We start from the raw sequence: 15,303 nt of genomic DNA on the forward strand, positions 1-15,303 counted from the left end.
AATAATAAAAAGGAGAAAACATGGAAATCTTTTTAACAAGTATATCTGGAATCCTAGTCATTTTGGGTATGATTTTAGTGGGCTTCGTCATGGGTGAGAAGGGCTGGTTTGATGACAAGTCGCGTGGTTTAATCGCTAAGTTGGTTACTCAAATTGCTTTGCCCTGCTATATGCTTTATACCATCACGCAACGTTTCACAGCGGCTGACCTCCTAAAAATGTTGCCAGATTTACGTTTTCCAGCGCTATCTATGGTTATCTTACTTGGTATTGCGACAGCCGTGGCTAGGATTTTTGCCGTGAAAAAGGACCGTCGGGGACTCTTTATTTCCATGTTTTTTAATTCCAATACTATTTTCGTGGGGCTTCCCATCAATCAGGCCCTTTTTGGAGATGCTAGTATTCCCTATGTTTTGATCTATTACATGTGTAATACGACCTTTTTCTGGACCTTGGGGACCTATCTCATCCAACGTGATGGTGAAGGAGAAGCTGAGTTTGACCTAAAAACAAGCTTGAAAAAGGTGTTTTCACCTCCTTTGATGGGCTTTATGCTGGGGCTTCTTATCGTTATTCTACATATTAAGCTCCCTGCTTTTCTAGCCAGTGATTTGCAGTATCTAGGCAGTTTGACTACCCCCTTATCTATGATATTTATCGGTTTGTCGGTCTCCAATGCAGGTGTGAAGCAACTGACTCTTAAAAAGGATCAAGTCTTAATTCTGCTTGGTCGCTTTGTGGTTGCCCCACTTTTGATGGCTGCCATCGTTTATTGGTCACCCTTACCAACTTTGATGAAGCAAGTCTTTATCATCCAGTCCGCTATGCCTGTTATGACCAATGCACCTGTGGTTGCCAAACTCTACGGAGCAGATAGTGATTACGCTGCAGTCATGGTGACGGAGACAACACTTGCAACCATGGTGGTGATTCCTATTCTCATGGTTTTGATGGCTTAATACGTATCAAAAGCCCCGGTTTTACTGGGGTTTTAACTTTTTTTAAAAAAATCAAAAAAAGTTAAGGAAAGCGCTTTACAAATCAGTAAAAGATGCTATAATAATTACATAAGGTATGCAAACGTTTGCATCAAAAGTAGGAGGAAATGAAATGAATAAGCTAAAAGAAAAATTTGGCTTTGAGTTCTGGCAGAAATTCGGTAAAGCCCTCATGGTTGTTATCGCGGTTATGCCAGCAGCAGGTCTTATGATCTCTATCGGTAAAACGATTGCCATGATTAATCCAAACGTGGCACCACTCGTTATTACAGGTGGATTTCTTGAGCAGATTGGTTGGGGGGTTATCGGTAACCTTCACATCTTGTTTGCCCTTGCCATTGGTGGTAGTTGGGCTAAGGAACGTGCAGGAGGTGCTTTTGCAGCAGGTCTTGCCTTTATTTTGATTAACCGCTTGACTGGTTCAATCTTTGGTGTTACTTCAGATATTCTTGCTGATAAGAGTGCTATGGTACACACACTTCTTGGCCAATCAATCAAGGTATCTGATTACTTCATCAGTGTTTTGGAAGCTCCAGCCCTTAACATGGGTGTATTCGTAGGTATCATCTCTGGTTTCATCGGAGCTACTGCTTACAATAAATACTATAACTTCCGTAAATTGCCAGAAGCTTTGTCATTCTTCAATGGTAAACGTTTTGTACCATTCGTAGTTATTCTTCGTTCAGCTATTGCAGCTATCGTTCTTGCTATTGTATGGCCAATTATCCAATCTGGAATTAACGGTTTTGGTATGTGGATTGCCAACTCAAAAGAAACTGCTCCAATCTTGGCACCGTTCTTGTTCGGTACTTTGGAACGTCTTCTCTTGCCATTTGGTCTCCACCACATGTTGACTATCCCAATTAACTACACTCAATTGGGTGGTACTTATGAAGTCTTGACTGGTGCTGCAAAAGGTACTAAAGTTTTGGGTCAAGACCCACTCTGGCTCGCATGGGTTACTGACCTTGCTAACCTTAAAGGTGCGCATCCAGATCAATACAAACACCTTCTTGAAGCCTACACACCAGCCCGCTTTAAAGTTGGTCAAATGATTGGTTCATTTGGTATCTTGATGGGTATGGTCGTAGCTATCTACCGTAACGTTGACGAAGACAAGAAACATCAATACAAAGGTATGTTGACTGCCACTGCGCTTGCAACATTCTTGACAGGGGTAACTGAGCCAATCGAATACATGTTCATGTTCGTGGCTACTCCACTTTACATCGTATACGCTTTTGTACAAGGTGCTGCCTTTGCAATGGCTGACATTGTTCACCTCCGTGTTCACTCATTCGGTTCTATCGAATTCTTGACACGTACACCACTCGCTATTAACGCTGGTTTGGCGATGGATATCGTTAACTTCATTTGGGTAACTGTACTCTTTGGTGTTATCATGTTCTTCATCGCTAACTTCATGATTAAGAAATTTGATTACGCAACACCAGGACGTAATGGTAACTACGAACAAAATGATGATTCTTCAGAATCTGGTGAATCAGCTGGTGCTGGAACAAGCAAAGCAAGCTCACAAGTTATCAACATCATCAACCTTCTTGGTGGACGTGCTAACATCGTGGACGTTGACGCATGTATGACACGTCTCCGTGTTACTGTCAAAGACGCTGAAAAAGTCGGAACTGAAGCTCAATGGAAATCCGAAGGAGCTATGGGTCTTGTCATGAAAGGACAAGGTGTTCAAGCTATCTACGGTCCTAAGGCTGACGTCTTGAAATCTGATATCCAAGACGTACTTGATTCAGGTGAAGTTATTCCAGAAACACTTCCAAGCCAAATGACTGCTGTTCAGAAAGCAGAAGCTAAATTCAAAGGTGTTACTGAAGATGTCTACTCAGTTGCAGACGGTCAAGTCATCAACATTGAAGATGTCAAAGACCCAGTATTCTCACAAAAAATGATGGGTGACGGTTTCGCTGTTGAACCAGATAACGGTAACATTGTTTCTCCAGTAGCTGGTAAAGTGGCAAGTATCTTCCCAACTAAACACGCTATTGGTTTGGAAACAGACAATGGACTTGAAGTTTTGGTTCACATCGGACTTGACACTGTTAGTCTTGAAGGAAAACCATTCGAGGTTAAAGTTACTGAAGGTCAAACAGTTGCTGCGGGTGACCTCTTGGTAGAAGCAGACCTTGCTGCTATCCGTGAGGCAGGTCGTGAAACAACTACAGTTGTTGTCTTTACAAATCCAGATGCTATTAAATCAGTTAAAGTAGAACATACAGGTAAATTGGCAGCTAAAGCTCCAGTTGCAAAAGTAGAACTTTAATTGGCTACATCATAATCAAACAGACAGCCCCTGGGCTGTTTTGTTTGTAAGAGACCTCCTTATCAGTATATGTAAGACAGAGAAAAGGATAAACGTATGAAATTTCTAACTCTAAATACCCACAGTTGGATGGAAGAAGATGCAGAAGGGAAATTCCAAACCCTAAAGAAACAGATTCTTAAAGCCCAGTATGATTTAATTTGTTTTCAAGAAGTCAATCAGGAAATAGAGACTTCAGTAGTAGCAACAGATGCCTACTATCATGCCCTTCCTTCAGCGACACCAATTCACCAAGATCATTTTGTCCGTCTTTTGGTAGAAAAGTTAGCCGAAGAAGGCCTTCAATATCATTGGACTTGGGCTTATAATCACATTGGTTATGATCACCTTAATGAAGGAGTTGCTGTCTTATCACGTCAACCATTGACAGCGAGCGAAATCTTGGTTTCAGATGTTGATGATCCGACGGACTACCATACACGCCGTGTAGCCGTTGCTGAGACGACTGTAGATGGCCGAGAAGTGGCTGTCGCTAGCGTTCACCTTTCATGGTGGGACAAAGGTTTCCAAGAAGAGTGGGCACGTATTGAGGAACGTTTCAAAGCTATTGGAAAACCGCTTATCCTAGCAGGTGACTTTAACAACCCAGCAGGTCAGGAAGGCTACCAAGCTATCTTGGCTAGCCCACTCCATCTTCAGGATAGTTTTGAAGTGGCTAAAGAAACAACTGGTAGCTATACAGTTGGACCAGGTATCGATGGATGGAAGGGCAATGAAGAGCCTTTACGTATCGATTATGTCTTTGCTAGTCAAGATTGGACAGTCAACCGACTTAGTGTCATTTTTGATGGCAACAATCAACCTTTGGTTAGTGATCACTACGGACTTGAAGCAGAGTTAGAGTTTTAGTAAAATTTTAGCGATATTCGGCCGAATAAAGGTAAAAACATTGTCAAAAGGCAAATAAAAGAGTAAACTATAAGTTGTAATTGAATATATATAAGGAGAGACAAATGGCTCATATTACATTTAATTATTCAAAACTTTTGGATAAATTTGTAGCACCACATGAAGTGGATTTCCTTCAAGCACAAGTAACTGCAGCAGATGAAATGATTCGTAAAGGAACAGGCCCAGGTGCTGACTTCCTTGGATGGCGTGACCTTCCAGAAAACTATGATCGTGAAGAATTCAATCGTATCTTGAAAGCTGCTGAAAAAATTAAAGAAGATAGCGATGTTTTGGTTGTTATTGGTATCGGTGGTTCTTACCTTGGTGCCAAAGCAGCAATTGATTTCTTGAACCACCACTTCGCTAACCTTCAAACTAAAGAAGAACGTAAGGCACCACAAATCGTTTATGCCGGTAACTCAATTTCATCAACATATCTTGCAGACTTGCTTGAATATGTTGAAGACAAGGATTTCTCAGTTAACGTTATCTCTAAATCAGGGACAACTACGGAACCAGCTATTGCCTTCCGTCTCTTTAAGGAACTCCTTATTAAGAAATATGGTCAAGAAGAAGCCAACAAACGTATTTATGCAACAACTGACCGCCAAAAAGGTGCTGTTAAAGTTGAAGCAGACGCTAACGGTTGGGACACATTCGTTGTACCAGATGACATCGGTGGACGTTTCTCAGTATTGACAGCTGTAGGTCTATTGCCTATTGCAGCTTCAGGTGCTGACATCAAAGCTCTTATGGAAGGTGCCAACGCTGCACGTCAAGAATATTCTTCAGATAAACTTTCTGAAAATGAAGCTTACCAATATGCAGCTGTACGTAATATCCTTTACCGTAAAGGCTACACAACAGAAATCTTGGTTAACTATGAACCATCACTTCAATATTTCTCAGAATGGTGGAAACAATTGGCTGGAGAATCTGAAGGTAAAGACCAAAGAGGTATCTTCCCAACTTCAGCAAACTTCTCAACAGACTTGCACTCTCTTGGTCAATTCATTCAAGAAGGTACACGTAACCTCTTTGAAACTGTTGTTCGTGTAGATAAACCACGTAAGAATGTTGTTATTCCTGAATTGGCTGAAGACCTTGATGGACTTGGTTACCTCCAAGGTAAAGATGTTGACTTTGTTAACAAAAAAGCAACAGACGGTGTTCTTCTTGCTCACACAGATGGTGACGTGCCAAATATGTTCATCACTATCCCTGAACAAGATGCCTTTACATTGGGTTACATCATCTACTTCTTTGAAATTGCGATTGCTCTTTCAGGATACTTGAATGCTGTTAATCCATTTAACCAACCAGGTGTAGAAGCTTACAAGAAAAACATGTTTGCTCTTCTTGGAAAACCAGGATTCGAAGAACTTGGAGCAGAACTTAACGCTCGCTTGTAATTATCAGATAAGATCAGCTTTGGCTGGTCTTTTTTTATCCATTTGTAGGCTAAAACTCTCCATTAATTATTTCTTGTAGGTTAATTTACGATTTTTGTTTTAACATGTTTGAACCGGCTAGTTGGGTTTTATGACTCTTTAATTTAGGGATGATTGTTGCTATAATTAATTCATCATAGGAGGATGGATTATGATTGGACCTACGGAAATGGGTGCTTTATTGAAAAAAATTCGTTTATCAAAGAATTTAACATTGAAAGAACTTGCTAGTGATTATTTATCAGTATCTTTCCTATCCAAGTTTGAACGTGGAGAATCTGATATCTCATTATCTAGATTTTTTCTTTTGTTAGATAAGTTGGATGTCAGTATTGAAGAGTTCTATGGCATTTTATATCAAGATAATCCAACTCATACTGAAAAGTTATTAGAAAATGCTAGTAAGGCGTATTATCAAAACGATGTTTTATTGTTACAGAGGTACGCTGGAGAAGAGCGTCATAAATTTGAGCTCACACAAGAAAAATCATTTCTCTATAACAGTATTATGCTAGAATCTTTTTTGGCAAGTGTTTCCAATAAAGAAGTTGATGAAAATAAGATAAGGGAGTTAACAGACTATCTTTTTAGCATTGAACAATGGGGAAAAAGAGAGTTAATCATATTCGGAAATAGTATGTCATTTATTTCCACCCAGACACTTAATATTTTGACCAAGGAGATAGTGTATAGAACTAGCCTTTTTGGAAATAGCGACTCAAATCAAAGAGTTCGACTTAGTCTTCTCATTAATGCAGCTTATGAATTTTTACGACGTGATGAATTAGATTCTGCGAAATACTATTTAGATTTAGTCAATGATATTGGAATTCCTGAGGTTTTATTATATGAAAGACATGAGTTGATATTTGTAATGGGGTTCTACTTGATAAAGTCGGGTGAAGTTGCTGAAGGAAGAAATCTAATTGAGGGGTGTTTAGAAACACTTAGAAATTTAGGTGCAGAAAAGTTATTGCTTATGAAGGATGCGGAGTATCAAGAGTTGCTGAATTCCACTATATGACAATTTTATAGAATGAGCAAAAAAATAGGATAAACTAAGACCATAGTACAACATCACTATGGTTTTTAAATTTCAATGGATACAAGGCATTCCAATGTCTTCGATTTATCCAACTAGCTATATACTAAGGTGATGTAGATTGTGAGGAAGTCTATGAGAACCTATATTCTTAAATACAAGTATGAAAACTTAGTTCATATCTTACTGTTAGCGCTGAATGCCGCTATTTTTGTGAGTGCTTCGGTTACTTTAGCTTTAATGACTAATCAGCTGGTATCAAAGCAAATCCAATCTTTCTTGGCCTTATTAGGTCTGGAGGTAGGACTTTACGTTATTTATTTAGTTTTGAATTATATTATCACAGTTCATCAGGCGAAATTAATTCAGAAGATGTCTTTGGTGATTCGGCAATCTTATCTTAGTAAAATTACTCATCATTCTTTTAGTGAATTCAGAAAGATTGATATTGGAGAACATCTCTCAGTATTAAATAATGATATTCAATTGATTGAATCGAACGGCTTTACAAGTATTTATATCCTTTGTTCAACGGTTTTTACTACCTTATTTTCGATTATCGCCTTATTAAGTTATGATGTAAGGATTGTTCTGTTAGTCATTTTATTAACTTTGTGCCTGACTTATCTTCCTAAACCATTTGCCACTAAAATGCAGAAAGCAATGGAGAGATTTTCCAAAGCGAATGAGGAACTTGTCTCAGGAATAAGTGACCAGTTATATGGATATGCAGATGTTTATTACGCCAGTCGTAAACATATTTTTCTTAGACAAGTGAAATCTATTGTTGAGGACTATATTTCCCAGAAAATCATTTATACAAAAAGGAGCACTAGTACAGAGACTTTGATGTCCTTGTTTTCAGTCATCGCTCAGATGTTGATACTACTCTTAACCGGTTTGTTAATTATTTTTGGGAATATTGCCGTGGGTACCATTGCTTCTGTGGGTCAGATTTCAGGTAACATATTTAACTCTCTATCAACTATTAATCAGCTACAAGTAACCATTAAGTCTGTTGAACCTATCTTAAAAAAATTCGAAGATTATCCTACGGCCTCAAAGTTTGATCTACCTATTTTTCAGGATATTAATTTTGAGAATGTGCGTTATTCTTTTGGAGAAAATGCTATTATTAAGGGATTCACTCAAACCTTTAAAGAGGGAGGTAAATACGCTATTACTGGATGCTCAGGTAGTGGGAAGTCAACCCTGCTTAATTTGCTCCTAGGAAATCTTAAAGATTATGAAGGAAAAATCTTGTTTGGAAAATTGGAGTCAAAAGAAATTGATGAGAATTCAATCGTGTCTTCATGTGCCTATGTTGGGAGTCAAACCCATATTTATAATGACACCTTGAGGAATAATCTAACTCTTTGGAATGATGCTATTACTGATACGCACATCAAGGAAGCTCTTGGAAGAGTTAATCTTTTATCTTTCCTAAGTCGTATAGATGAGCAAGTAAATGATGGAAGCTTTTCGGAGGGACAAAAACAAAGAATAGGTCTTATAAGAGCATTCTTAAAAGGAAGTTCAGTTGTTATTTTTGATGAAGCTACCGCAAATCTTGACCATGATAATGCTACTCGTATTGAGTACCAATTATTAAGTGATCCCGATATCACTTTTATCACGGTTACCCACCATCTTATAAAGGAAAATGAACCATATTTTGATAAGATTGTTCGTTTGGGAGAGAGTGATGAGTAGATGTTTTGTAAGCTAAGTGGTTCGTCTTTATTTCAATTTTACTAACGGCAGTCAAAGTGCTATAATGTAAGGGATTGTGAATTTAGCGTGTTTTGCTATTTTCAAAAAAGAAAAAAACAAATCAGAGATGTCAGAACATCTCTTAGAAGAGGTGAATCCCATGGGACGTAAATGGGCTAATATCGTTGCTAAGAAAACTGCTAAAGATGGTGCTAACTCAAAGGTTTACGCTAAGTTTGGTGTTGAAATCTATGTAGCTGCTAAACAAGGTGAACCAGATCCAGAATCAAACTCAGCTTTGAAATTCGTTTTGGAACGTGCTAAACAAGCACAAGTGCCAAAACACGTTATTGATAAGGCCATTGATAAAGCCAAAGGTAACACAGATGAAACTTTCGTTGAGGGGCGTTATGAAGGATTTGGGCCTAATGGTTCTATGATCATCGTAGATACTTTGACTTCAAACGTTAACCGTACAGCTGCCAATGTACGTACTGCCTTTGGTAAAAACGGTGGTAACATGGGTGCTTCAGGTTCAGTATCATACATGTTCGATAAAAAAGGTGTTATTGTATTTGCTGGCGAAGATGCAGACGCTATCTTTGAGCAGTTACTTGAAGCAGATGTAGACGTTGAAGATGTAGAAGCAGAAGATGGAACAATTACTGTTTACACAGAACCAACAGACCTTCACAAAGCTCTGGAAGCTCTCCGTGCTAACGGTCAAGAGGAATTCCAAGTCACTGAGCTTGAAATGATTCCACAATCTGAAGTTACTCTCGAAGGTGAAGACCTTGAGGTCTTTGAAGGACTCGTTGATGCACTTGAAGCAGATGACGATGTTCAAAAAGTTTATCATAACGTAGCAGACTTGTAATGTGATTAAACACTTTCCTCAGAATGGAAAGTGTTTTTATGTGATTTGTCTAAAGATTTGCCTTGCTTGTCCTGCTTTAATCTGATATAGTAGTAGCCAAGTGAATTATTGGAGGAACACGAAATATGAAAATAATACCTATTCTTGCTATTTATGTGATTGCATTTATTGCTTACATCGCTTATAGCCGTCGTCGTCAGGCAAAAGCTCAAGAAGACCGCTTTTCAGGTCTTGCTAAAGGTGCTGAAGTTGAAACAATTGGTGGTTTAATTGCTATCGTTGATGAGGTTGATAAAGAAAATAATCGTATCGTTTTGGATGCTGAAGGTGTTTTCTTGACCTTCGATTTGAGCCGTTCAATCATGAAAGTGATTACGCCTGCACCAAGTTTAGAAAAAACAGAAACTAGTGAAGAGACTGTCATTGAAGAAGATTCAGCCATTGAGTCTTCTGATGAAAAGTAAGTTGTGAAGTTATAATTCCAATTCAGAGGTTGGCGACTTTTGTTCCAGCCTCTTTTTACGTTTTCTAATCTCCCTAGTGTTAAAAACTGTTCAGAACCCCTAAAAATATGGTAAAATAAAGGGTAAACTATATTTAGAGGATATTCCATGTTTAAATTTAGAAAAAAATCTCATCAAGAGGTTCTAGACAAGATTCCTAACCATATTGGTATTATTATGGATGGGAACGGCCGTTGGGCTAAAAAGCGTCTGCAACCACGTGTGATGGGTCATAAGGCTGGGATGGATGCTTTGCAAAAGGTAACCATCGAAGCGTCACAACTTGGAGTCAAGGTGTTGACGGTTTATGCCTTTTCGACGGAGAACTGGTCACGCCCACAAGATGAAGTAAAATTCATCATGAATTTGCCAGTTGAATTTTTTAACAAATATGTACCAGAATTAGACAAAAACAATGTTCGTATTTTGACGATTGGGGATAATAGTCGTCTACCTAAGGAAACTTTGGAGGCTCTTGAGAAGGCGGTTGAGCAGACTAAACATAATTCAGGTCTGGTTCTTAACTTTGCGCTTAATTATGGTGGCCGTGCGGAGATTGTGTCTGCTGTTCAAGCCATTGCTAAAGAAGTTGAAGCAGGTAAACTTAGTTCTGAGGCTATTGATGAAGATCTTATTGCGAAGCATTTGATGACGGATAAGTTGCCGTACCTCTACCGTGATCCGGATTTGATTATTCGTACGAGTGGGGAGCTTCGTCTAAGTAATTTCTTACCTTGGCAGTCTGCCTACAGTGAGTTCTACTTCACAGATGTTTTCTGGCCAGATTTTGACCAGAAAGGGCTACGCCAAGCCATCTCTGACTACAACAAACGTCACCGTCGCTTCGGTGGTGTCTAGAAAGGAACTCTCATGCAAGAACGTTTAATTGGTGGGGGTGTGGCAGCAGCCATTTTCCTCCCATTGCTCTTTATCGGTGGTCTTCCTTTCCAGCTTTTGGTTGGGGCTATGGCCATGGTTGCAGTGTCTGAGATGCTTCGTATGAAGCACTTGGAGATTTTCTCTATCGAAGGTATTTTGTCTATGTTGGCAGCCTTTATTTTGGCAGTGCCGATTGACCATTACTTTATCAGTCTTCCGACAAATGCCAGTGTGACAGGCTTTGCTATTCTTTCTTTTTTGATTTTAGCAGGGATTGTCCTTAATAGCGACCACTATTCTTTTGACGATGCAGCCTATCCGATCGCATCTGCCTTTTATGTTGGTTTCGGTTTCCAAAATCTTATTGCGGCACGTTTGGATAGTTGGGAAAAAGTTCTTTTTGCGCTTTTCATTGTTTGGGCGACAGATATTGGAGCCTATCTCTTTGGGCGTCAATTTGGTCAGAATAAGTTATTGCCAAAAGTATCACCAAACAAAACCATTGAAGGTAGTGTTGGTGGTATCTTATCAGCAATCATTGTAGCACTAGTCTTTGGTTTGATTAACCATGGAGTTTATGCCCCACACAACTTCTTCTGGTTGCTTATCTGTACGATTCTCTTTAGTATTTTCGGTCAATTTGGTGATTTGGTGGAATCAGCTATTAAACGTCATTTCGGCGTTAAAGACTCAGGAAATCTCATTCCTGGGCACGGTGGTATTTTGGACCGTTGTGATAGCTGGATTGTCGTTTTTCCAATTATGCACTTCCTAGGACTTTTTTAAGGGTGGAGGTGTCTAAATGAAAGCTATTATTACTTTTTTACTGATTTTCTGTGTAATTGTCGTCTTCCATGAATTTGGCCATTTCTTCTTTGCCAAACGCTCGGGCATTCTGGTTCGTGAATTTGCCATCGGAATGGGACCGAAAATCTTTGCCCACACTGGTAAGGATGGTACCGTTTATACTGTTCGTATCCTTCCCTTGGGTGGTTATGTCCGTATGGCTGGTTGGGGTGAAGATACAACTGAGATTAAGACGGGTAGCCCTGCCAGTCTAACGATTGGGACTGATGGTAAGGTAAGGCGTATTAATCTTTCTAATCGTCAGGTTGACCAGACGGCTTTGCCTATGAATGTCACTGCCTATGATTTAGAAGATAAGTTGACCATTACTGGTCTAGTTCTAGATGAAACCAAGACTTATGACGTTGACCATGATGCTACTATTGTTGAGGAAGATGGTACAGAACTTCGTATCGCTCCAAAGGACGTCCAATATCAAAATGCTAGCATTTGGGGACGTTTAATAACCAACTTTGCTGGTCCTATGAATAACTTCATTCTTGGAGTGCTTGTTTTTATTATCTTAGCCTTTGTTCAAGGAGGTGTCCACGACACATCAACCAACCGTATTCAAGTGGCAGATGGTGGTGCTGCTCAGGTGGCAGGCTTGAAAAATGGAGATGCCATTGAGGCTATCAATAAGGACAAGGTTACGGATTGGGATAGTTTAAAAGCAGCTTTGACAAGTAATACTCAAAAATTCTCCAAAGGTGACAGCCTTTCTGTGACAGTTAAGAGAAGCAGTGGTCAGGAAGAAACAGTTTCTATTAAACCGAAGGAGAGCCAAGGTAGCTATCTTTTGGGTGTCTCTCCTGCCTTAAAGACAGGTCTTAAAGATAAGATTTTTGGTGGTTTCCAAATGGCTTGGGAAGGGACAACAACCATTCTTGTGGCGCTGAAGGGCCTTATTACCCACTTTAGTTTGAACAAACTCGGTGGACCAGTTGCCATGTTCCAGATGTCTGCTCAAGCTTCTGAAAATGGGTTGGTTGATATTCTCAACCTTATGGGAATGCTCTCTATTAACTTGGGAATTTTCAATCTTATTCCAATTCCAGCCCTTGACGGTGGTAAAATTGTCATGAACCTTATTGAAGCCATTCGTCGTAAACCCCTTAATCAAGAAATTGAAAGCTATATCACACTTGCAGGTGTTGCGGTCATGGTCGTCCTCATGATTGCAGTCACTTGGAATGATATTATACGTGCTTTCTTTTAATTAGAAACAAAAAATGAAATGAAAGGAAGTCTAAGGGACTTGACCCAAGGGCCAGCTCCTTAGTATGTAAATGATGAAACAAAGTAAAATGTTGATTCCAACACTTCGTGAAATGCCAAGTGATGCTCAAGTTATCAGTCATGCCCTTATGGTACGTGCGGGTTACGTGCGTCAGGTCTCTGCTGGTATTTACGCTTATATGCCATTAGCAAACCGTGCTATTGAAAAATTCAAAGCGATCATGCGCGAGGAATTTGAAAAAATCGGTGCGGTTGAAATGTTGGCGCCAGCGCTTTTGACAGCAGATTTGTGGCGTGAATCAGGCCGTTATGAAACCTATGGTGAAGACCTGTATAAATTGAAAAACCGTGATAAATCTGACTTTATCTTAGGTCCAACTCATGAAGAAACGTTCACAGCCTTGGTTCGTGATGCGGTTAAATCATACAAGCAATTGCCACTTAACCTCTACCAAATTCAATCTAAATACCGTGATGAAAAACGTCCACGTAACGGTCTTCTCCGTACACGTGAGTTTATCATGAAAGATGGCTATAGTTTCCACCAAAACTATGAAGATTTGGATGTCACTTATGAAGACTACCGTAAGGCCTATGAGGCTATCTTCACACGTGCTGGTCTTGAATTTAAGGGTATCATCGGTGACGGTGGTGCCATGGGTGGTAAGGATTCTCAAGAATTCATGGCGGTTACTCCTGAGCGTACAGACCTTGATCGTTGGGTCGTTCTTGACAAGTCAATCGCTTCATTAGATGAAATCCCAGAAGATGTCATGGAAGACATCAAGCATGAATTGACATCATGGTTGGTATCAGGTGAAGATACGATTGCTTACTCTACAGAATCAAGTTACGCCGCTAACCTTGAGATGGCAACAAACGCCTACACACCAGCGACCAAGGTTGTGACACAAGAAGAAGTGACTCGTGTTGAAACACCAAATTGCAAGTCAATTGATGAAGTTGCTGCTTTCTTGAATGTTCCAGAAGAACAAACTATCAAGACCTTACTCTTTATGGCAGATGATGAACCTGTAGTCGCCCTTCTCGTGGGTAATGATCATGTTAATGATGTGAAGTTGAAGAACTTCCTCGCAGCGGACTTCCTTGAACCCGCTACAGAAGACGAGGCTCGTCAAGTCTTTGGTGCTAACTTTGGTTCTCTTGGTCCGGTCAACCTTCCTGACAATATTCGTATCATTGCCGACCGTAAGGTTCAAGATGTGGCTAATGCTGTCGTTGGAGCTAACGAAGATGGCTACCACTTGACAGGAGTTAATCCAGAGCGTGACTTCAAGGCGGAATACGTGGATATTCGAGAAGTCAAAGAAGGTGAGATTTCTCCAGACGGTCAAGGTGTTCTTAAGTTTGCGCGTGGTATTGAAATCGGCCATATCTTCAAACTTGGTACGCGTTACTCAGAGAGCATGGGGGCTAATGTTCTTGACGAAAATGGTCGTGCAGTTCCAATTATCATGGGATGTTACGGTATCGGTGTTAGCCGTATCTTATCAGCGGTTATCGAGCAACATGCACGTCTCTTTGTTAACAAGACTCCAAAAGGTCAATACCGTTATGCTTGGGGTATTAATTTCCCTAAAGACTTGGCGCCTTATGATGTTCACTTGATTACAGTTAACACTAAAGACGAGGAAGCAACTGCCTTGACAGAACGTTTGGAAGCTGCTCTTATGGCTGAAGGTTATGATGTCTTGACAGATGATCGTAACGAACGTGTCGGTTCTAAATTCTCTGATAGTGACCTCATCGGACTTCCAATCCGTGTGACAGTTGGTAAAAAAGCCAGCGAAGGTGTTGTTGAAGTTAAAATCAAGGCAACTGGTGATACTATTGAAGTTAACGCAGATAACTTGATTGAAACACTTGCTATCTTGACAACAGAACAAAATGCTTAATCTTTAAAAAATCTTTTCTTGCAGAGGCAGGAAGAGATTTTTTGTCTTAAGTGTGAATATGGTTAAGAAAGGAGAAGGAGACAAATTCCAATTTGACAGAATTGTCTAAATAGTGTAAACTTAAAACTATCTTAACTACGGAGGCATCACATGCTTAATAAAGCGACCCATTTGGGAAATCTTAAAGCTTTTTATTACTTTAGTTTCTTTAGATAGGACGTTTGTGTTTCAGGATACAAGCGTCAGTCAGTTTGTATCTATGAAGCTAAAGCATTTTGTGGTGGATTAGCCGATTAGATGAATAGGTCTAACCGGTGACATAAGCTAGCTTGTGCTAGTCAAGATGCAGAAAACCAGTTGGGCCTGTCCTAGCTGGTTTTTCCATGCCGTGGTCTATTTTTGATATCTCTTTTTACCACACGCATTTTCTATATCTTGGTTACTTATCGCTGAGATGTAAAGCGTGCCAGTGTTTACTTGATGGATGACTTGGGAAAGTGCTTCCTTGAAGTGAACAATGAAACGACGAAGACGCTTGTTTGTAGCCTGACCGCTTCAGAAAAAGGAATCGAAAATAGATAGAATAAAAAAT

Annotated in this window: 12 protein-coding genes; all 12 read left to right on the forward strand. The window is 39.8% G+C overall.

All coding sequences use genetic code 11. From position 1 onward, the window contains the following. The first annotated feature begins 20 nt into the window (after positions 1 to 20). The 12 genes from HMPREF0848_RS07625 (at position 21) to HMPREF0848_RS07680 (ending at position 14,711) form a co-directional block, all read left to right on the forward strand. Positions 21 to 959, forward strand: coding sequence for an AEC family transporter (locus HMPREF0848_RS07625; RefSeq protein ID WP_008535739.1), 939 nt, complete (start codon positions 21 to 23; stop codon positions 957 to 959). A 151-nt stretch (positions 960 to 1,110) separates the two neighbouring features. Then, complete coding sequence (locus HMPREF0848_RS07630) at positions 1,111 to 3,294, forward strand: PTS transporter subunit IIBC (protein WP_008535740.1); 2,184 nt, start codon at positions 1,111 to 1,113, stop codon at positions 3,292 to 3,294. A gap of 96 nt (positions 3,295 to 3,390) precedes the next feature. Next, positions 3,391 to 4,203, forward strand: coding sequence for an endonuclease/exonuclease/phosphatase family protein (locus HMPREF0848_RS07635; RefSeq protein ID WP_008535741.1), 813 nt, complete (start codon positions 3,391 to 3,393; stop codon positions 4,201 to 4,203). 104 nt (positions 4,204 to 4,307) lie between these two features. Further along, positions 4,308 to 5,657 carry a glucose-6-phosphate isomerase gene (locus HMPREF0848_RS07640; RefSeq protein ID WP_008535742.1) on the forward strand — a complete coding sequence of 450 codons (1,350 nt, stop codon included), beginning with the start codon at positions 4,308 to 4,310 and terminating at the stop codon, positions 5,655 to 5,657. Positions 5,658 to 5,847: 190 nt separating this feature from the next. Beyond that, positions 5,848 to 6,720 carry a helix-turn-helix domain-containing protein gene (locus HMPREF0848_RS07645; protein ID WP_008535743.1) on the forward strand — a complete coding sequence of 291 codons (873 nt, stop codon included), beginning with the start codon at positions 5,848 to 5,850 and terminating at the stop codon, positions 6,718 to 6,720. 153 nt (positions 6,721 to 6,873) lie between these two features. After that, positions 6,874 to 8,451 carry an ATP-binding cassette domain-containing protein gene (locus HMPREF0848_RS07650; protein ID WP_008535745.1) on the forward strand — a complete coding sequence of 526 codons (1,578 nt, stop codon included), beginning with the start codon at positions 6,874 to 6,876 and terminating at the stop codon, positions 8,449 to 8,451. A gap of 160 nt (positions 8,452 to 8,611) precedes the next feature. Beyond that, the gene (locus HMPREF0848_RS07655; RefSeq protein WP_021144941.1) at positions 8,612 to 9,328 is read left to right on the forward strand and encodes a YebC/PmpR family DNA-binding transcriptional regulator; all 717 of its coding nucleotides are present in this window, start codon (positions 8,612 to 8,614) and stop codon (positions 9,326 to 9,328) included. A 125-nt stretch (positions 9,329 to 9,453) separates the two neighbouring features. After that, positions 9,454 to 9,792, forward strand: a complete 339-nt coding sequence (locus HMPREF0848_RS07660; protein ID WP_004183800.1) for a preprotein translocase subunit YajC — start codon at positions 9,454 to 9,456, stop codon at positions 9,790 to 9,792. Between the two features lie 147 nt (positions 9,793 to 9,939). Next, positions 9,940 to 10,689, forward strand: a complete 750-nt coding sequence (locus tag HMPREF0848_RS07665; protein WP_008535747.1) for an isoprenyl transferase — start codon at positions 9,940 to 9,942, stop codon at positions 10,687 to 10,689. Between the two features lie 12 nt (positions 10,690 to 10,701). Further along, complete coding sequence (locus tag HMPREF0848_RS07670; RefSeq protein WP_008535748.1) at positions 10,702 to 11,496, forward strand: phosphatidate cytidylyltransferase; 795 nt, start codon at positions 10,702 to 10,704, stop codon at positions 11,494 to 11,496. A 16-nt stretch (positions 11,497 to 11,512) separates the two neighbouring features. Beyond that, positions 11,513 to 12,775: an RIP metalloprotease RseP gene (gene rseP, locus HMPREF0848_RS07675; RefSeq protein WP_008535749.1), complete on the forward strand. Its 1,263-nt coding sequence runs from the start codon at positions 11,513 to 11,515 to the stop codon at positions 12,773 to 12,775. A 73-nt stretch (positions 12,776 to 12,848) separates the two neighbouring features. Continuing rightward, positions 12,849 to 14,711 (forward strand): proline--tRNA ligase, encoded by a 1,863-nt coding sequence (locus HMPREF0848_RS07680; RefSeq protein ID WP_008535750.1) that lies wholly within the window; start codon positions 12,849 to 12,851, stop codon positions 14,709 to 14,711. The last annotated feature ends 592 nt before the right edge of the window (positions 14,712 to 15,303 follow it).

The sequence above is a fragment of the Streptococcus sp. C150 genome, assembly GCF_000187445.1.
In the GTDB taxonomy this organism is placed as follows: domain Bacteria; phylum Bacillota; class Bacilli; order Lactobacillales; family Streptococcaceae; genus Streptococcus; species Streptococcus raffinosi.